This window comes from Amycolatopsis sp. NPDC005961 (assembly GCF_040629235.1).
Classification (GTDB): domain Bacteria; phylum Actinomycetota; class Actinomycetes; order Mycobacteriales; family Pseudonocardiaceae; genus Amycolatopsis; species Amycolatopsis camponoti.
Map to the genome: position 1 here is coordinate 68374 of NZ_JBEXVF010000005.1, position 17562 is coordinate 85935.

Sequence of the window (17562 nt, forward strand, 5' to 3'; positions counted from 1 at the left end):
TCCAGGGCATGCGAACGATGAAGATCGCCGCTCTGACCTTCTCTCTGGCGGCGGTGTGCGCGCCGGTCGCGCACGCCGCCGGCGCGCCGGTGCTAGCGGTCGCGGCCGTGTCCGCGAGCGGGGACGACGGCCACGTCCCGGCCGCCAGCCTGGACGGCGACCTCGGCACCCGCTGGTCGGCCGAGGGCGACGGCGCGTGGATCGAGTACGACCTGGGCTCGGCGCAGACCGTCGGGTCGGTGGCGCTCGCGTGGTACCAGGGCGACGCCCGGGTGTTCACCTTCGACGTCCAGGTCTCCGGCGACGGCTCGGCCTGGGCCACGGTGCTGTCCCGGCACGCGTCCAGCGGCCGCACCGCGGACTTCGAGGCCGCGGACTTCGCCGACACCGCCGGCCGCTACGTGCGGATTGTCGGGCACGGCAACACCAAGAACGACTGGACCAGCATCGCCGAAGCCCACGTCCTCGGCGCCGACGGCGGCAGCGGCGGGTCGTGCGCGTATCCGGCGGACGTGCTCGACCTCCGCAACTGGTACGAGGGCTTGCCGACCGGCCAAGCCGAAGATCCCACGGTGGTCAAGCAGCCGCAGCTCGCGACCTTCAAGGCCGACCCGTGGTTCGTCCCGACCGCCGATTGCGCCGGCGTGCGGTTCCGGGCGGCGGTCGACGGTGTCACCACCAGCGGCTCCGGCTACCCGCGTTCGGAACTGCGTGAGACGAAGGGTGCGGACCTGGCGAGCTGGTCGTCGACCTCGGGGACGTCGACGATGACGATCCGCGAGGCGATCACCCACCTGCCCGCTGGCAAGCCGCAGGTCGTGGCCGGGCAGATCCACGGCTCCAGCGACGACATCACGGTGTTCCGGCTGGAGGGCTCGAACCTCTACGTCACCAAGGGCGACGACGCCCACTACAAGCTGATCACCGGCGGCTACCAGCTCGGCACGGTGTTCGAGGCGAAGTTCGTCGTCTCCGGTGGTGCCGTCAAGGCGTACTACAACGGCACGCTGGTGACCACGATCAGCCAGAAGTTCTCCGGTGCCTACTTCAAGGCCGGCGCCTACACGCAAGCCAACTGCGGCAACTCCTCGCCCTGCTCCGCCGGCAACTACGGCGAAGTCGTGATCCACGACCTCGTCGTGACCCACACCTAAGCCAGGACGTCCGTCGCGATCAGGCGCAGGCCGCGGACCAAGTCGGCGCCCGAGGGTGCGCGGTCCGGGTCGATCAGCCACTGCAGCATCGCACCCGACAGGAGGGCCTGGTGCACGGTGCCGACGGCCCGGGCCTCGGCGCTGCCGTCGTCGAGGCCCTGGAAGAGGTTCGCCAGCCCGAAGCGGGCCAGCTCCAGGGCGTTCGCCAGCTGCGTGCGGACCTCGGGGTCCAGGTCCGGCTGCGAGTACGCCTCCATGCTCACCGCCCACATCCGGCGGTGCTCTTCGAACGACTCGATGACGCGGCGCCAGATCAGCTCGAACCGCTCGGCCGGTGACGCGCTCGCCGGCGTCTCGACCTGCAGCACCTTCGCCAGCGTCTCGCCCCACTCCTCGTTCGCCTCGATCAGCGCCGTGTTGAGCAGCGCCTCCCGCGAGCCGAAGTGGTAGCCGATCGCGGCCATGCTCACGTTCGCCGCCGAGGCCAGGTCACGCACGGTCGTGCGGGCGTAGCCCTTCTCGTTCAGGCAGCGCTTCGCGCCGGCCAGGAGTGCTTCCTTGTTGCCCATGGCCGGAGTCTAGCACGATCGCCTTAGGCGAACGTCTTGCGCGATCGCCCAAATCGCGGTTATGGTTCTCGGCATGACGAACCGACGAGTCCTCATCTCCGGCGCGAGCGTCGCCGGCCCCGCCCTCGCCTTCTGGCTGCACCGTCACGGCTTCACCCCGACGGTCATCGAACGCGCTCCCGAGCTGCGCGACGGCGGCTACGCGGTCGACTTCCGCGGCGCGTCGCTGCGGGTTCTCGACCGGATGGGCCTGCTGACGCAGGTCGAAGCCGCCGCGACGCGGATGGGCGACGTGACCTATGTAGACGGTGACGACCGGCCGCTGGCCGTCACGCCCGCGACGTTCCAGAGCGGCGAGCTGGAAATCCTGCGCGGCGACCTGTCGCGGATCCTCCACGACGCCACGAAGGACGACGTCGAGTACGTCTTCGGCGACTCGATCACCGGTGTCCTCGAGCGCGACGACGGCGTCACGGTGACGTTCGAACACGGCGAGCCGCGCGAGTTCGACCTGGTCGTCGGGGCCGACGGGCTGCACTCGAACGTGCGCTCGCTGGTCTTCGGCGACGAGTCGCGGTACCGCCGCGACCTCGGGTACTACGTCTCGATCTGCACCGTGCCGAACCACCTCGGCCTCGATCGCGCCGGCCGGTTCTACAACGAGCCGAACCGCACCGTCGGCGTCTACAGCGCGCGGGACAACACGGAGGCGAAGGCGCTGTTCTGGTTCGGCGCCGGCTCGCTCGACTACGACCACCGCGACGTCGAGCAGCAGCGGCGGATCGTCGAGGAGAAGTTCGGGGAGGTCGGCTGGGAGACGTCGAAGCTGCTCGACGCGATGCGTGAGGCGCCGGACTTCTATTTCGACTCGGCCAGCCAGATCGTGCTCGACTCGTACTCACGCGGCCGCGTCGCGCTGGTCGGCGACGCCGCGTACTGCGCCGCGCCGCTCTCGGGCATGGGGACGAGCCTCGCGATCGTCGGCGCGTACGTGCTGGCCGGCGAGCTGGCGGGCCGTGACCACGTCTCCGCGTTGGCGGCCTACGAACAGGAGATGCGCGGCTTCGTCGACGCTTGCCAGAAGCTGGCCCAGGGCAACGGGAAGTGGTTCGTGCCGCCGAGCCGCGGGTGGATCCGGCTGCGCAACCTCAACTACAAGCTGCTGCCGTACCTGCCGTGGCGCAAGATGATCGAGGAACTGCCGCTCAAGGCGGGCAACGCGATCACGCTCAAGGAGTATGCGGCGGCGCGGGCGTGACTCCGCGACGCTTCGCGATGCCGGCCATGTTCTCCTCGCCCCAGTCGCCCAGCGGCAGCAACGCGGTGTTCAACCGCTGACCCAGTTCGGTCAGCGAATACTCGACCTTCGGCGGGATCTCGTGGAACACCTCGCGGTGCACGACTTCGTCCGCTTCGAGTTCGCGCAGTGCTTGGATCAGCATCTTCTCGCTGATCCCGGTCACCTTTCGCTTCAGCTCCCCGAACCGCAGCGGCTCGGCGTGCAGCGCCCACAGGATCAGGGCCTTCCAGCGGCCGCCGACGACGTCGATCGCCGCGTCCAGCCCGCAGCGGTAGGTTCTCGCCAGCATGCAGGATCCTTACCTTTTGGTGGGTACCTGACTAAATAGTCGGTACTTGTCCATAGTAAAGCGCAAGGCCAGCATGATCCGCATGGGAGAAAGCAAGAAACAGGTGGGCGTGCTCGGCCTGGGGCGGATGGGCTCCGCCCTCGCCGGCGCGCTCTTGGGGGCGGGCCACGACGTCGTGGTGTGGAACCGGTCGCCGCTCAAGGCGGGGCCGCTGCTCGACCGTGGGGCACGCCTCGCGGCCACGCCGGCGGAAGCGGCCTCGGCGGACGTGGTGCTCAGTTGTCTGTCCACATACGACAGTCAGCGGCCGGTGCTCTCGGCGTGTTCGCCGAAGGTGCTGGTCAACCTCACTTCGGGGACGCCCGCGCAGGCTCGTGAGACGGCGTCGTGGGCAGCGTCGGCGGGGATCGAGTACGTGGACGGCGTGATCATGGCGGTGCCGCAGGGCATCGGGACCCCGCAGTCTCGGATTCTCTACAGCGGTCCGCCGTCGGTGTTTTCGGCGCAGCGCGAAGTGCTGACGGTGCTGGGGGAACCGGTGTTCCTCGGTGAGGACGCCGGGCTGGCGGCGCTGTACGACCTGGCGCTGCTGGGCATCATGTGGTCGACGATGGCCGGGTACCTGCACGCGCTGGCCCTGGTGGGGACCGAGGGCGTCGCGCCGTCGACGTTCACGCCGATGGCGACGTCGTGGCTCTCGGCGGTCGGCGGCTTCCTGCCGGGGATCGGCGCTTCGGTCGCCGGCGGCGACTACGAGACCGATGTGTCGGCGCTGGACATCAACGCGGCGGGGCTCGGTCTCCTGGTGGAGACGAGCCGTGCGCAGGGGATCGGCGCTTCCGTGCCCGCGGCGCTGCAGGAGTTGTTCGACCGCGCGGTGGCTTCGGGCCACGGTGCGCACGCGATCGCCAGTGTCATCGAGGAGATCCGGTGAAGTATTCGGGGAAGAAGGCCGTCGTCACGGGCGGCACGCACGGCATGGGGCTGGCGGTGGTGCGCGCGCTGCTCGACGGCGGCGCGGAGGTGCTGGCGACCGGCCGCGACGTGTCGGGGCTGGACCTGCCGGCGCACCTGCTGTCGTCGGACGCTTCGTCGTTGGCCGACATCGAGGCATTGGGGGCGTTCGCCGCCGAGAAGCTGGGCTCGCTGGACCTGGTGTTCATCAACGTCGGGTTCGCCACGTTGACGCCGTACGCCGAGGCGACGCCGGAGATCTACGACCGGACGTTCGACGTCAACGCGAAGGGCGCGTACTTCACGGCACAGCGGCTGGCCGGCTTGGTGCGGCCGGGCGGGTCGTTCGTGTTCACGACCTCGGTGGCGGCCGGCGCGGGGATCGCCGGAATGGGGCCGTATTCGGCGGCGAAGGCGGCGGTGCGGTCGTTCGCGCTGACGTACGCGGCCGAGCTGGCGCCGCGCGGGATCCGGGTGAACGTGGTCAGCCCGGGCTACACGGACACGCCGACGATGGGCGTGACCGGGGTGCCCGCGTCGGTGCTGGCGTCGTTCAAGTCGACCGGCGACGAGGTGACGCCGCTGAAGAGGCACGCGAGGGTGGAGGAAGTCGCGGCGGCGGTGCTGTTCCTGGCGTTCGAGGCGACGTTCACGACGGGAGCGGACCTCCCGGTGGACGGCGGCTTGGGACAGCGGCTGACGTTGCCGGCGTGACGATCGGCCCGGCGGGTTCGGCGAGGTGGACGGCCAGGCCTGTCGTGCCGGGTGCGTGATCCGCGCGCAGGACGAGGTCTTCGTCGTAGTCGCCGCCGTTCTGCGTCCGGAACGGGATCGGCTCCGCCGTCTCCAGCGTGGCCAGGCGCGTGCGCACCTGCTCGCGGGCTCGCGTGAACTGCTCGTCCGGCAGCCGGTCGGCGCCGTAGACCGGGACCGGCTCCAGTACCGACATCCCCGCGTAGAACAGCGTTCCGTGGTGCAGCGGGAACAGGATGTCGTTCAGCGGGCCGTTCACCCCGCGCGGGCCCATGGCCGGCTCGCGGGCGCCCGCGGTGAGCACCACCATCGCGCGCTTGCCCGCGAGCCGGCCTTCGCCGTAGCGCAACGTGCGGCCGTCGTCGGCGCGGACGCCGTAGCCGAAGCCCTTCACGAAGACGCGGTCGAACCAGCCCTTGAGGATCGCCGGCATTCCGTACCACCACAACGGGAACTGCACGACGACCGCGTCCGCCCAGTCGAGCTTCTCCTGCTCGGCCGCGATGTCCGGGCTGAGCTCGCCCCGCGCGTGCGCACGGGCCGACGTCGCCCCGACGACCAGCCGTTCGTCGCCGGCCTCGGCGCCGAAGTCGGCCGCGTCGACCACCGGGTTCCACTTCATCGCGTACAGGTCGGATTCCCGGACGTCGTGACCGAGCTCGCGCAGCGTCCGGAGCCCGTCGTCGCGGAGGGCCCCGTTCAGCGAGCGCGGCTCGGGATGCGCGAAAACCCACAGAACGTTCATGACCTCGATGGTCACGCGGACGGCCGTCACGATCGAGTGGCCTGATGGACAACATGTGCAAGAATCGAGCCATGGCCGAATTCGTGCACCCGGACCGTCACCACGTCGCCGTGCTGGTCAGGCACGGCATGCTCGTGATGGAGCTGGGCATCGTCCACCGGCTCTTCGGGCAGGCGCGCTCGGCGTCGGGCGAGCCGTTGTACGAGGTCGTGACCTGCACCCTCGAACCCGGCCCGGTCCGCACCGACTCCGACTTCACCATCCCGATCGACCGCGGCCCCGAGGTCCTCGCCGAAGCCGACACCGTGATCGTCCCGGCGTCGCTGGTCGAGTACGAGCCCCTGGCGCGCGTGCTGACCCCGCCCCTCGCGGCGGCGCTCGACCGGATCCCGGGGGACGCGCGGATCGCGTCGATCTGCACGGGCGCGTTCGTGCTCGCCGCGGCCGGCCTCCTCGACGGCCGCCGCGCGACGACCCACTGGCGCTCCGCCGACGACCTGCGGAACCGGTTCCCGGAGGTCGACGTCGACCCGGACGTGCTTTACACCGACGACGGCAACGTCCTGACGTCGGCGGGCGTCGCGTCCGGAATCGACCTGGTGCTGCACATGATCCGCCGCGACCACGGCGCGACCGTCGCCAACGAGGTCGCCCGCGGCACGGTGGTCTCGCCACACCGCGAGGGCGGCCAGGCCCAGTTCGTCCGACGGCCGGTGCCCGAGCCGAGCACGTCGTCGACGAAAGCGGCGCGCGCCTGGGCGCTCGAGAACCTGCACCGCCCGCTGACGCTGCGCGAACTGGCCGCCCGTGAGGCGATGAGCACCCGGACGTTCACCCGCCGCTTCCGCGACGAGGTCGGCATCTCGGCCCTGCAATGGCTGACGCAGCAACGGATCGAGCGCGCCCGCCAGCTGCTGGAAGAGTCGGACCTGCCGGTCGACCGCGTCGCGACGGAGGCCGGCTTCGGCACGGCGGCGTCGCTGCGCCAGCACTTCCAGGCCGCACTCGGGGTGTCCCCGAGCGCGTACCGCACGACGTTCCGCGGCGAACTCGCGATGCAGGCGGGCTGATCTCGTAGTCCGGGGCGATGGACTGGTACCGCGGCCAGAGCCGTTTCACCGACCCGGGCGCGCAGTCGTCGTGGCTCGACGGAGTTCCGCGCGACCTCGCGCCGGATCTGGACGTGCCGTTCCTGCGCGGCCTGCCGTACGCGCGGCACACCCTCGTGCTCGACCTCGCCGCCCTCACCAAGCCCGAGATGATCCTGTGGGACCTCTGGGGCGATCTCGACGACGCCCCCGTGCTCGCCCCGGACGCCGTCGCCCGCGCGGACGAGCTGGCCGAAGTCATGGCCGACGCGGACCTTGAGCAGCCGCGGGTGCTGTCCGAGGCCGAGGACCTCCGGGTGCCGCCGGTGATCCGCTCGGTCACCCCGCCGGGACCGCTCCCGGTCGAGGTCGTGCTTCGCTGACTTCGACGGCGGTCCGCACGAACCGCGCGATCCGCAGATCCCGCGCGCCCGCCGGCCAGCCGAGCGCGAGCGAGTACGGCGTCGCGTCGGCGACCGGCCGGTAGACGACATCGGTCCGCGGGTACCACTGCGCGACCGACGCCGGCAGCAACGCGATCGCCTGCCCGAGCGCGACGGCCTCCAGCAGCTGGGCGCTGTCGTGCACCACCGGCCCCGGGGTGACCGGGCCGCCGGTCACGTCCCGGCCCGACCAGTAGGCCCGGTCCACGGCCGACGCGTCCGGCCAGGACGGCGTCGCCCGGCCGGTGAAGTCCGCGCAGGTCAGCGAGGACCGGCCGGCCAGCTCGTGCCGCACCGGGAGCGCGGCGACCCGCGGCTCGGTGAACAGCACCTCGACGTCCAGCTCGCCGTGGTCGCCCGGACCGCCCAGCAAGACCTCGACGTCCAGGTCGCCGTGGTCGCCCGGACCGCCCAGCAGGACCACGTCGGCCCGGCCGTCCCGCAGCAGGGCGGCCTGGTCCCCGAACCCGCTGAGCCGGATCTCGACCGGGTCCGGGTGCCCGTCGGCGATCCGCCGCAGCAGTTCGGTGGCGACACCGGGTTTCGCGGCGACGACGAGCGGTCGCCGCGCCGCCCGGCGCGTGCGCCGGACCGCGGCCGTGACCGCGTCCAGTGCCTTGGCCGACTCCGCGAACAGGACGTTCCCGGCCGGCGTCAGCTCGACGTGCCGGCTCGTGCGTTCGAAGAGCTGGACGCCCAGCCGCCGCTCCATCAACCGGATCGCACGCGACAGCGGCGGCTGCGCCATCCCGAGCCGCTCGGCGGCGCGGGAGAAGTTCAGCTCCTCGGCGACTGCGCGGAAGTACCGAAGCTCACGGACCTCGACGTCGTCCATACCGCGAGGGTATCGCGGCGGAGTCCGTCGGTCTTTCCCTTTCTGTTGTGCGAATGGTGGTCTTGGTGTCGAGAATTCCACAAAGGACGGACAGTGATGACGGAGACTCCGCGACCCACGAGAGCCGCGCACGGCCGGTCGGGTGTCAAGGCGCGATGCCGTCGAGGGCCGCTCGGACCACCGCGTCCGGGGTGGGCGGGTCGAGCGGGCCCGTGTGCGGGAAGACCGCTGCCATCACCGAGGCGTGGCAGTAGCCGACCAGCATGGCCGCTGTCGCGTCCACTTCGGACTCCGGGCGCAGCCTGCCGAGGGCGCGTTCCTCCCTCAGGTACGTCAGCAGGCGATCGCGCCAGTAGCCGGATCGCTCGCTGATTTCCGCGAACCGCTCCAGCACCTTCGGCTGCCCGAGCAGGCCGCTGAACGCCGGGACGATCACCGCGTGCAAGGCGAGGCCGAACTCCAGGTGGCGGCGGAGGTTCCCCTCCAGCGTGCCTTCGCCGGCCACCGGCAGGTCGCCCAGCTCCGCTTCCGTCGTGCGCACGTGCTCCAGGAGGGCCCTGGCCACCAGCTCCTCCTTGTCGGAGAAGTGGTTGTAGAGCACGCCGTCGGCGACGCCCGCCATGCGCGCGATCTCGCGCACGGTCATCCCGGCCGTCCCGTGCGTGGCGATCATCTTCTGAGCGGTTTCGACCAGCAGGTCGTGCAGGGACTGGCCGTCCCGCTGAGCCGCGGCTTTCCTCGGTGACATCACCGCCATCGTAGAACCAGTGCCCTACGACCTCCTTCCCGTGACCAGCCACGCCGCCCCGCGCAGGCGGACCGCGTCCGGGCCCGCGAACGGCTCGAGCGCCGCCGTGAGGGCTTCGGTCGCCTTGGCCGCGGTCGAGGCGTCGACCAGGCCCAGGTGGTGGCGGACCGGGCCCCAGCCGGCGATGAACCGCGCCGCGTCCGGGACGTCGCGGCCCCAGACCTGGCCGGCCTCGACGCGGGTGCACACCACGTCCTCGAAGCCGGCTCCGGTCAGGACCGCCGTCGTCCGGTCCGGGTCCGCGAACGACGTCGGGCCGCTGCCGTCCGGGCCCGTGGGCTGGGGCAGGTACTCCGCCATCGCCCCGAACACCGTGCCGAGGTCGGTGCCGGAGAGCGCCGTCATGCAGAGGAACGCGAGCCGCCCGCCGGGGCTCAGGGCCCGCCGGACGTTGGCGAAAGCCGCCACCGGGTCGGCGAAGAACATCACCCCGAACCGGCTGATCGCCAGGTCGAACCCGCCGTCGGCGAACGGGTGCACCTGGGCGTCACCCTGTTCGAAGGTCACGTTCGGCACCTCCGCCGCCCGCGTCCGCGCGGTCGCGAGCATCGGCCCGGACAGATCGACGCCGGTCGCGGACCGGGCCCGCGCCGCCGCGAGCCGCGTCAGCTGCCCGTTGCCGCAGCCGATGTCGAGCACCCTGTCGTCCCGGCCCACCTGGTCGAGCACGTAGTCGTTGAACCCGCTGTTCACCGCGTCGTAGCGGTCGGCATGCGAAGCCCAGTGCTCCCCTTCGTAGCCGTTCCACGCCTCGGCCTGCGCGGTGTTGACGATCCCGGTCATCCCCATCCCCTTCGTTGTGAACACACGTTCATGAACACATGTTCATGGTCGCGAAGACCGCGGCGCCTGTCAAGGCATCGGCCACCCGCTGCCGGATGTCGGCCAGGTGGCAGATCTTCCGGCCGGGCGATCGCGGAAGACTTCCCCTCAGTGAGGCAAACCGCCTCCGACCAGCACAAAGGAGCTCAAAATGGCCGACGTCTTCGCCAACATGTCCATGTCCCTCGACGGCTTCGTCGCCGACCCGCAGGACCGCATCGATCACCTGTTCGGATGGTTCGGCAGCGGTGACGTCGAGGTGCCCACCGCCGTCGAGTGGGCGACCTTCAAGACCTCCGAAGCCAGCGCGAAGATGCTTCGCGACGCCATGGACAACGTGGGCGCGTTGATCGCCGGCCGCCACCTGTTCGACATCACCCAGGGCTGGGGCGGGCAGCACCCGATGGGCGTGCCGGTCTTCGTGGTCACCCACGAGCCGCCGGCGGACTGGCCGCACCCGGACGCGCCGTTCACCTTCGTGACCGACGGCGTCGAAAGCGCCGTCGAGCAGGCCAAGAAGGTCGCCGGTGACAAGAACGTCGCCGTCGCCAGCACCAAGATCGCGCAGCAGTGCCTCAACCTCGGCCTGCTCGACGGCATCCAGGTCGACCTCGTCCCGGTGCTGCTCGGCTCCGGCGTCCGGTTCTTCGACGACCTCGACGCGACCACCACGCTGACCGGTCCCGAGGTCGTCGAAGGGACCGGTGTCACGCACCTCTCCTACCGGGTCGAGCGAGGAGCGTGACGTGCAGCGCGGCGAGCCGGGCGGGATCGGCGATCACCTCGTACGCCGCCACCCGCTCGCCCTCGACCGTCACCGCGAGGGCGAGCACCAGCCGCCCGCGCGGGGCCACGACGACGCCGACCGCGCCGTCCACCAGCGCCGTTTCGGCGAAGTGAGCCCGTTTTCCGAACACCTGCGTCTCGTCGGCGACGGCACGGGCCCCGCGTGCCTCGAGCGCCGCTCCGGCCGGCAGCGCGGCGGCGTCGGCGTGCCGGACGACGTCCGAGGCCAGCACGGCCAGGAGCTCGTCGAGGTCTCCGCCGCGGGCCGCGGCGAGGAAGGCGTCGACCACTCGGCGGTGTCGCGCCAGGTCGGCCGGCGGCAGCGGGGACGTGCCGCGGACGCGGTGCCGCGCACGGCTCGCGAGCTTCTTCGCCGCGACCGGCGTACGGTCGAGCACCGGCGCGATCCGGTCGAACGGCACCGCGAACAGGTCGTGCAGCACGAACGCGATCCGCTCGGCAGGGCCCAGCGCGTCCAGCACGACGAGCAGCGCGCGGCCCACCGAGTCGGCCAGCTCGACCTCGCCCGCCGGATCGGCGTCGGCCGCGAGGTCCGGGACCACCTCGAACGGGTCCTCCCGGCGAGCCTTCCGCGTGCGCAGGGCGTCCAGGCAGACGCGCGAGACGACCGTCGTCAGCCAAGCCGCGAGGTTGTCGACGGAGTCCGCGCGGTTCAGGCGCAGCCAAGCCTCCTGGACGGCGTCGTCCGCTTCGGCCGCCGAGCCGAGCATCCGGAAGGCCAGCCCGCGCAACCGCCCGCGTTCGGCCTCGAACTTCCCGGTCAGCTCGTCCATCGGTCACCTTTCGCCCGCCTTCGCCGTCGCACTGACGACGGATCGCCGCGACCAGAGGTGACCGATGAGCTTGCTGACCCCGCCGAAGTGGCCGGCTACTCGGGGCACCACACCGCCAGCTCGCTGCCGCCGGGTTCGCGGAAGTGGAAGCGTCGCCCGCCGGGGAAGCCGAACGGCTCCTTCGTCACCCGCCCTCCCGCCGCTTCGACCGCGACGCGGGCCGCCACCAGGTCGTCCGTGCGGATCGTGACCAGGGGCGCGCTGGACTGCTCGGCCGCGTCGGCCTGGAAGCCGAAAGTGAGACCGGGCGCGCGGACGTCCGAATACGTCGGCCCGTACGGCGTCACCTCCCAGCCGAAGGCGCGCGCGAAGAACTCGCCGGACGCGGTGGCCGACGTGGACGGGAACTCGGCGAAGTCGACTTCGTACATGCCGCCGACGCTAGCGGCGACCACCGACAAAACCGCGCGAGCGAGCCAGCGCCAGCCCGCCGAGCGCCGCGGCGACCACGCCGATCACCAGCGCCGCCCAGCCGCCGACGATCCCGTATCCGGTGCCGGGACCGCCCTTGGCCATGGCCACGACGACGGCTCCGCCTGCCGCGCCCGCCACTCCCGCGGCCAGCGCGACCGCGGCACCCCGGCCACGGGTCAGGGCCAGCCCGCCGGCGACCACGCCGGCCAGCCCCACCAGCGCGGCCACCACGGACCACACACGTCCCGGCGTCAAGGCATAACTCGTGACAGCTGCTGCAACCATGGCGTACTCCTTCTTCGGTGTCCGGGAAGGATGGCCGCCGGACCCGCCGCCCGTCGTCGTGCGGGCGCGGGCACTTCCCGCTGCCGCGGCCGCCGCAGGAACCGGGGATCTACCGCGGGCGCGGTAGCCGGCGAATGCTCTTCACGCCGGATTCGCCGCCCGGAACCTCCGGTTAGGGTGCGGGGATGAGGGTCGTGGACGGAGTGATCGCCGTGGGGGTGGCGGCGGCCCTGCTGGTCGCCGGGCTCTCCGCGCGGCACGTGCCGACAGACCTCGACCCCCTGGGCTACGCGTTCCTGGTGGCAGGCGGACTCGCGTTGGCGGCGCGCCGCCGGGCGCCGGTCGTCGTGCTGGCGGTGACCGCGGCGTGCGCACTCGGCTACCAGGCCGCGGGATTCGAAGTGCCCGTCGTCGCCTACCTGTTCGCGGTGTACGCGGCGGTCCGGGCGGGCCACCGCGTCGCCGCGGTGGTGGCTTCGGTGCTCATGCTGGGCGCGGTTCCGTTCGCGATCCTGGCCTCGGGCCTGCACACCACCGGCGAGGCGTTCACGCAGTCCCGCGACGTCCTCCAGCTGGCCTGGCTGATCGCCGCCGGCGCGGCGGGGGAGGCGCTGCGCCAGGCCGAGCGCCGCGCCGACGAGGCCGAACGGACCCGCGAAGAGACCGCGCGGCGGCGGGCCGACGAGGAGCGGCTGCACATCGCGCGGGAGCTGCACGATTCGCTCACCCACCAGATCTCCGTCATCAAGCTGCAGGCCGAAGTGGCCGTCCACCTGGCGGGCAAGCGGGGCGAGGACGTGCCGGAAGCGCTCCTGGCGATCCGCGACGCCGGCCGTGAGGCGGCCCGGGAGCTGCGCGCGACGCTGGAAGCGTTGCGCGACGACGACCCGAACCCGCCGCGCGGGCTCGACGACGTCCCGGAACTCGTGGACCGCGCCCGGTCCACCGGTCTCGACGCGCACTTGACGATCGAAGGCCGCCGCGAGGACGTGCCGGCGGCGGTCGGCCGGACCGCCTACCGGATCGTCCAGGAGTCGCTGACCAACGTCGCCCGGCACGCCGCCGCGGCCACCGCGTCGGTCCGGATCGACCACCGGCCCGGCACCCTGGTCGTCCGGATCGACGACGACGGCGAGGCCACTGTGGACACCGCGCCGGAGCCGGGCGTCGGCCTGCTGGGGATGCGCGAACGCGTCACGGCCCTCGGCGGCCGGCTCCGGGCCGAGCCGCGCCGCGAAGGCGGGTTCAGCGTCGAGGCCGAGCTTCCCGTGGGCCACCCGGCATGATCCGCATCCTGCTGGCCGACGACCAGCCGCTCATCCGCAGCGGGTTCCGCGCGCTCCTCGACGCCGAAGACGGCATCGAGGTGGTGGCCGAAGCCGCCGACGGCGGCGAGGCCGTGGCGCTCGCGCTCGAGCACCTGCCGGACATCGCGCTCCTCGACGTCCGGATGCCGGGGGTCGACGGCATCGAGGCGACCCGCCGCATCGCCGCGGAGCCGGCGCTGGCCGCCGTGCACGTCGTCATCCTGACCAACTACGGCCTGGACGAATACGTCTTCGAAGCCCTGCGCGCCGGGGCGGCGGGGTTCCTGGTCAAGGACATCCGGCCGGAGGACTTCCTGCACGCCGTGCGCGTCGCCGCGCGGGGCGACGCGCTGCTCGCGCCGTCGATCACCCGCAAGCTGATCGACCGGTACGTGACTCAGCCGCCCGTGCCGGGCGCGGGCCTGGCGGAGCTGACCAACCGCGAACGCGAGGCCGTCGCGCTGGTCGCGCGCGGCTTGTCCAACGACCAGGTCGCCGCCCGGATGGTGATCAGCCCGCTGACCGCGAAGACCCACGTCAACCGGGCGATGGTGAAGCTGCGGGCGCGGGACCGGGCCCAGCTGGTGGTGTTCGCCTACGAGTCCGGGCTGGTGCCTCAGAGCCCTCAGACCGGGCGGCCCGCGCCCGCGTAGTCGTCGCCCTTCGAGTGGTACGTGTGGATCTGGATCGCCTGGCCCTCGGTCGGCGCGTTGATCATCAGGCCGTTGCCCAGGTACAGCCCCACGTGGTGGATGCGCGTCGCCGGGCTGCCGTAGAACACCAGGTCGCCGAGGCGGGGCTCCTGCGACGCCGGGACCGGCGGGAGCGCCCGGAACTGGCTGTCCGCCGTTCGCGGCAGGTTCACGCCCGCGCTGTCGTACGACGCCTTCGTCAGGCCCGAGCAGTCGAAGCCGGCCGCGCCCGCGTCGGGGCCGTTGCCGCCCCAGACGTACGGGAGGCCGAGCTGGCCCAGGGCGAACCGGGTCGCCTGGACCCGCGGCGACGAGGCCGACGCCGGGTCCAGGGAGAGCGTCGCGTACAGCTGGGCCATGCCGAGGACGCGCTGGCGGAACAGCTCCGTGTCGCCGCCCGGGTGGTACGCCGCGATCGCCTTCCACCATCCCGGGCCGGCGCCGAGGTCCGTGCCGCCCGCGCACAGGGCGCGTCCGGCCGCGACCGGCGCTTCGCCGCCGTACTTCTTGGCCTGCGCCGCGGTCAGCCCGAGGAGGTTGCCGCCGCCGCGGCCGTGGTTCGACGCCGCCGAGCCGACGCCCGCCAGCGTGACCCACGAGAGGTGGCACGACGGGTCTTCGCTCCGCAGGGTCAGCTCGCCGTTCGCGTAGCCGATCAGTGCGGCCGCCGGGATGTCGAGGGGCCCGGACAGCTGGTCGGCCCACTGCTGGAGCGGGCTCTTGCCGCCTTGGCCGGACGCGCCCTGGCCCGGCTCCTGCGCCTTCACCGGCGCGCTGACCTCGAGGACCGACGGGCCCGACGCCGCGTCGCGCGCCACCGGCAGGGGAGCCGGGGCGGCCGCGGGCTCGGGCGACCGGTCGGCCAGCAGCCAGCCCGCGGCCACCAGACCCGCGACGAGCGGGAGCGCGACGAGGCCGCGCAGGGCCGCACCACGAGCCCAGGAGGTCGGCTTGGTCGTCACGGGGTCCAACTTAGAAGAGCGCACCTCTTAGTGAACGACTGAGTAGCTTGCACGTTAGGGGGACTCCCATATGGTGGACACATGGCAGAGATCGACGCCGCCCGGCTGACCGCGGCGCTCAAGGATCGGTACGCGAAGATCGACGTCGTGGAGCGCACCGGGTCCACCAACGCCGACCTGCGGAAAGCCCTGGACGACGGCGCCGCGGACCGGACCGTTCTGCTGGCCGAGGAGCAGACCGCGGGGGTCGGCCGCCGGGCCCGGACGTGGAGCTCGCCGAAGGGCGCCGGGCTGTACCTCAGCGTGGCGCTGCGGCCGGGCGTCCCGTTCACGGCGCTGGGCTCACTCTCCGTCGTCGCCGGGCTCGCCGTCCGGGCGACCGCGGCCGGCGTCGGGGTCGACGCCGTGCTGAAGTGGCCCAACGACGTCCTCGCCGGTGGCGCGAAGTGCGCCGGGATCCTCGCCGAGGCCGTCGCCGGGGACCCGCCGTCGCTCGTGCTCGGCATCGGCCTCAACGTGCTGCCGCTCGGCGACGTCCAGCCGGGCCCGGGCGGCCTGCCCGCGACGTCGCTCGCCGAGCTGGGCGCCACGGACACCGACCGGACCGACGTCGCGATCGCGCTGCTCACCGAGTTCGACGAGCTGGAGAAGCGCTGGCGGCTCGCGGGCGGCGACCTCACCGAAGCCGGCCTGCTGGGCGACTACCGCGCCCACTGCGCGACCCTCGGCCAGGACGTCGAGGTGCAGCTGCCGGACGGGACGTCGCTCGTCGGCCGCGCGGCCGACATCGACGCCGCCGGGCAGCTCCAGGTCGACATGACCGGCGGCCAGCGGCACACCGTGTTCGCAGGTGACGTGGTCCACGTCCGCCCGGCCTGATTCTTCGGGGCGTTGCACTCACCGGCCGGGCGTCTCGCCGGTACGGTGAAGCGACATCGCCGCACCGACCTTGGGAGCGTCCGCCGTGGCTTATCCGGACGATTTGCTCAGCGAGCAAGAGCACGTCGTGGTGCACAGTCACCCGCACTTCAAGATGCTGATCTTCCCGATGCTCGCGTTCCTGGTCACCCTGGGCGCGGGTATCTGGCTGGCGATCCTCGCCAAGGACGCCGGCTCGCCGTGGAACACGGTCGGGCTGATCGCCATCGGGGTCGTCGCCCTCGTGCTGATCGTGTGGCTGTTCCTGGCACCGCTCGTGCGCTGGCGCACCACCCACTTCATCGTGACCACCGACCGCCTGATCGCCCGTGAAGGCGTCCTGAAGCGCACCGGCATCGACATCCCGATGGGCCGCATCAACAGCGTCCAGTTCGAGCACGACCTGCTGGACCGGGTGTTCGGCTGCGGCACGCTGATCATCGAGTCGGCGTCGGCCGAGCCGCTGCGGTTCGAGGACATCCCGCACGTCGAGAAGGTGCACACGGTGATCTACCGCGAGGTCAACGACAACCCGTACGACGACTACCGGGCGGGCGGCCAGGCCCCCGGTCCCCAGCAGACCGAGCCGCTGCCTCCCCAGGGCGGGCACCCGCCCCGCGGCGACCGACGCCGCTGATGGGCACGCGCGAACTGGGCCTGCCGGAGCGGGTCCCCTCGACGGGTGAGCTGCCGGAGCGGGTCACGATCTGGGAGGTCGGCCCCCGGGACGGCCTGCAGAACGAGAAGACGATCGTCCCGGTCGAGGTCAAGCTGGAGTTCCTCGACCGGCTCGCGGGCGCCGGCCTGACGACGCTCGAAGCGACGAGCTTCGTGCACCCCAAGTGGGTGCCGCAGCTGGCCGACGCCGAGCAGCTGCTGGCCGGGCTGGAGCGTCGCGCGGGCGTCCGCTACCCGGTGCTGGTGCCGAACGAGAAGGGCCTGGACCGGGCCCTCGACGCCGGCGTCGAGCACATCGCGATCTTCGCCAGCGCGACCGAGACGTTCGCGCGGAAGAACCTCAACTCGTCGCTGGACGAGCAGTTCGCGATGTTCGAGCCGGTCGTGACGCGGGCCCGGGAAGCCGGCCTGGACGTGCGCGGCTACCTCTCGATGTGCTTCGGCGACCCGTGGGAGGGTGCCGTGCCGGCGAAGCAGGTCGCCGACGCCGGCCGCCGCCTGCTGGAGATGGGGTGCTCGCAGCTGTCGCTGGGCGACACCATCGGCGTCGCGACCGCGGGCCAGGTCGAGAACCTGGTCGGGCTGTTCGGCGATGTCGGTACTTTGGCCGTGCACTTCCACGACACCTATGGTCAGGCTCTGGCCAACACCCTGGCGGCGCTCCGATGTGGAGTGTCGACAGTGGACTCTTCGGCGGGCGGGCTCGGCGGTTGCCCGTACGCCGAGTCGGCCACGGGGAACCTGGCCACCGAAGACCTGGTGTGGATGCTGGACGGCCTCGGGGTGGCCACCGGCGTCGACCTGGACACGCTGGTGGCGGCCAGCGCGTGGATGGCGGGACAGCTCGGCCGCCCGAGCCCGTCCCGCGTGGTGGCCGCGCTCAGCTGACCTCGCCCGCAGCCGCAC

22 protein-coding genes are annotated in these 17562 nt (G+C 72.2%); 12 read left to right on the plus strand and 10 right to left on the minus strand.

What is annotated here, in order from left to right; genetic code table 11:
- Positions 1–8: 8 nt before the first annotated feature.
- The gene (locus ABZ342_RS06425; protein WP_360469383.1) at positions 9–1154 is read left to right on the plus strand and encodes a polysaccharide lyase family 7 protein; all 1146 of its coding nucleotides are present in this window, start codon (positions 9–11) and stop codon (positions 1152–1154) included.
- Here ABZ342_RS06425 and ABZ342_RS06430 read toward each other — a convergent pair.
- Positions 1151–1723: a TetR family transcriptional regulator gene (locus ABZ342_RS06430; protein WP_360469385.1), complete on the minus strand. Its 573-nt coding sequence runs from the start codon at positions 1721–1723 to the stop codon at positions 1151–1153. The genes ABZ342_RS06425 and ABZ342_RS06430 overlap by 4 nt on opposite strands.
- A 73-nt stretch (positions 1724–1796) precedes the next feature.
- Here ABZ342_RS06430 and ABZ342_RS06435 point away from each other — a divergent pair, with 73 nt between their 5' ends.
- Positions 1797–2981, plus strand: coding sequence for an FAD-dependent monooxygenase (locus ABZ342_RS06435; RefSeq protein ID WP_360469388.1), 1185 nt, complete (start codon positions 1797–1799; stop codon positions 2979–2981).
- Here the strand turns inward: ABZ342_RS06435 and ABZ342_RS06440 are convergent.
- Positions 2953–3312 (minus strand): helix-turn-helix domain-containing protein, encoded by a 360-nt coding sequence (locus ABZ342_RS06440; RefSeq protein WP_360469391.1) that lies wholly within the window; start codon positions 3310–3312, stop codon positions 2953–2955. The genes ABZ342_RS06435 and ABZ342_RS06440 overlap by 29 nt on opposite strands.
- Positions 3313–3394: 82 nt before the next feature.
- On the opposite strand from ABZ342_RS06440, the gene ABZ342_RS06445 reads away from it, so the two are divergent.
- Positions 3395–4246, plus strand: coding sequence for an NAD(P)-binding domain-containing protein (locus ABZ342_RS06445; RefSeq protein WP_360469393.1), 852 nt, complete (start codon positions 3395–3397; stop codon positions 4244–4246).
- Positions 4243–4980 (plus strand): SDR family oxidoreductase, encoded by a 738-nt coding sequence (locus ABZ342_RS06450; RefSeq protein WP_360469395.1) that lies wholly within the window; start codon positions 4243–4245, stop codon positions 4978–4980. Before ABZ342_RS06445 ends, ABZ342_RS06450 begins: the two co-directional genes overlap by 4 nt.
- Here the strand turns inward: ABZ342_RS06450 and ABZ342_RS06455 are convergent.
- Complete coding sequence (locus ABZ342_RS06455) at positions 4916–5764, minus strand: NAD(P)H-dependent oxidoreductase (protein ID WP_360469397.1); 849 nt, start codon at positions 5762–5764, stop codon at positions 4916–4918. The two genes, ABZ342_RS06450 and ABZ342_RS06455, sit on opposite strands and share 65 nt — an antisense overlap.
- Before the next feature lie 71 nt (positions 5765–5835).
- Between ABZ342_RS06455 and ABZ342_RS06460 the strand changes: the two genes are divergently transcribed.
- Positions 5836–6834, plus strand: a complete 999-nt coding sequence (locus tag ABZ342_RS06460; RefSeq protein ID WP_155549100.1) for a helix-turn-helix domain-containing protein — start codon at positions 5836–5838, stop codon at positions 6832–6834.
- A 17-nt stretch (positions 6835–6851) separates the two neighbouring features.
- Positions 6852–7235, plus strand: a complete 384-nt coding sequence (locus tag ABZ342_RS06465) for a hypothetical protein (protein WP_360469400.1) — start codon at positions 6852–6854, stop codon at positions 7233–7235.
- Here the strand turns inward: ABZ342_RS06465 and ABZ342_RS06470 are convergent.
- The 3 genes from ABZ342_RS06470 to ABZ342_RS06480 all read right to left on the minus strand — a co-directional run bounded on the left by ABZ342_RS06470 (position 7192) and on the right by ABZ342_RS06480 (position 9721).
- Complete coding sequence (locus ABZ342_RS06470) at positions 7192–8130, minus strand: LysR family transcriptional regulator (protein WP_360469403.1); 939 nt, start codon at positions 8128–8130, stop codon at positions 7192–7194. The two genes, ABZ342_RS06465 and ABZ342_RS06470, sit on opposite strands and share 44 nt — an antisense overlap.
- Positions 8131–8275: 145 nt before the next feature.
- Positions 8276–8887, minus strand: a complete 612-nt coding sequence (locus ABZ342_RS06475) for a TetR/AcrR family transcriptional regulator (protein WP_360469406.1) — start codon at positions 8885–8887, stop codon at positions 8276–8278.
- A gap of 15 nt (positions 8888–8902) precedes the next feature.
- Positions 8903–9721, minus strand: a complete 819-nt coding sequence (locus ABZ342_RS06480; protein ID WP_360469409.1) for a methyltransferase domain-containing protein — start codon at positions 9719–9721, stop codon at positions 8903–8905.
- Positions 9722–9911: 190 nt separating this feature from the next.
- Here ABZ342_RS06480 and ABZ342_RS06485 point away from each other — a divergent pair, with 190 nt between their 5' ends.
- Complete coding sequence (locus ABZ342_RS06485; RefSeq protein ID WP_360469412.1) at positions 9912–10505, plus strand: dihydrofolate reductase family protein; 594 nt, start codon at positions 9912–9914, stop codon at positions 10503–10505.
- Here ABZ342_RS06485 and ABZ342_RS06490 read toward each other — a convergent pair.
- The 3 genes from ABZ342_RS06490 to ABZ342_RS06500 form a co-directional block, all read right to left on the minus strand.
- Positions 10468–11340, minus strand: a complete 873-nt coding sequence (locus ABZ342_RS06490) for a sigma-70 family RNA polymerase sigma factor (protein ID WP_360469414.1) — start codon at positions 11338–11340, stop codon at positions 10468–10470. The genes ABZ342_RS06485 and ABZ342_RS06490 overlap by 38 nt on opposite strands.
- Positions 11341–11435: 95 nt before the next feature.
- Positions 11436–11771 carry a VOC family protein gene (locus tag ABZ342_RS06495; RefSeq protein WP_360469417.1) on the minus strand — a complete coding sequence of 112 codons (336 nt, stop codon included), beginning with the start codon at positions 11769–11771 and terminating at the stop codon, positions 11436–11438.
- A gap of 10 nt (positions 11772–11781) precedes the next feature.
- Positions 11782–12099: a DUF6223 family protein gene (locus ABZ342_RS06500; protein WP_360469419.1), complete on the minus strand. Its 318-nt coding sequence runs from the start codon at positions 12097–12099 to the stop codon at positions 11782–11784.
- Between the two features lie 185 nt (positions 12100–12284).
- Between ABZ342_RS06500 and ABZ342_RS06505 the strand changes: the two genes are divergently transcribed.
- Together ABZ342_RS06505 and ABZ342_RS06510 are read left to right on the plus strand one after the other, a co-directional pair.
- Complete coding sequence (locus tag ABZ342_RS06505; protein WP_360469422.1) at positions 12285–13385, plus strand: histidine kinase; 1101 nt, start codon at positions 12285–12287, stop codon at positions 13383–13385.
- Complete coding sequence (locus ABZ342_RS06510; RefSeq protein ID WP_360469424.1) at positions 13382–14059, plus strand: response regulator transcription factor; 678 nt, start codon at positions 13382–13384, stop codon at positions 14057–14059. The genes ABZ342_RS06505 and ABZ342_RS06510 overlap by 4 nt, the downstream gene beginning before the upstream one ends.
- On the opposite strand, the gene ABZ342_RS06515 is transcribed toward ABZ342_RS06510, so the two are convergent.
- Positions 14032–15060 carry a C40 family peptidase gene (locus ABZ342_RS06515; RefSeq protein WP_360469427.1) on the minus strand — a complete coding sequence of 343 codons (1029 nt, stop codon included), beginning with the start codon at positions 15058–15060 and terminating at the stop codon, positions 14032–14034. The two genes, ABZ342_RS06510 and ABZ342_RS06515, sit on opposite strands and share 28 nt — an antisense overlap.
- A gap of 81 nt (positions 15061–15141) precedes the next feature.
- On the opposite strand from ABZ342_RS06515, the gene ABZ342_RS06520 reads away from it, so the two are divergent.
- The 3 genes from ABZ342_RS06520 to ABZ342_RS06530 all read left to right on the plus strand — a co-directional run bounded on the left by ABZ342_RS06520 (position 15142) and on the right by ABZ342_RS06530 (position 17544).
- Positions 15142–15939: a biotin--[acetyl-CoA-carboxylase] ligase gene (locus tag ABZ342_RS06520; protein WP_360469429.1), complete on the plus strand. Its 798-nt coding sequence runs from the start codon at positions 15142–15144 to the stop codon at positions 15937–15939.
- An 85-nt stretch (positions 15940–16024) separates the two neighbouring features.
- Positions 16025–16615: a PH domain-containing protein gene (locus tag ABZ342_RS06525; RefSeq protein WP_360469432.1), complete on the plus strand. Its 591-nt coding sequence runs from the start codon at positions 16025–16027 to the stop codon at positions 16613–16615.
- Entirely contained in the window at positions 16615–17544 is a 930-nt protein-coding gene (locus ABZ342_RS06530; RefSeq protein WP_360469434.1) for a hydroxymethylglutaryl-CoA lyase, read from the plus strand. Before ABZ342_RS06525 ends, ABZ342_RS06530 begins: the two co-directional genes overlap by 1 nt.
- Positions 17545–17562 lie beyond the last annotated feature (18 nt).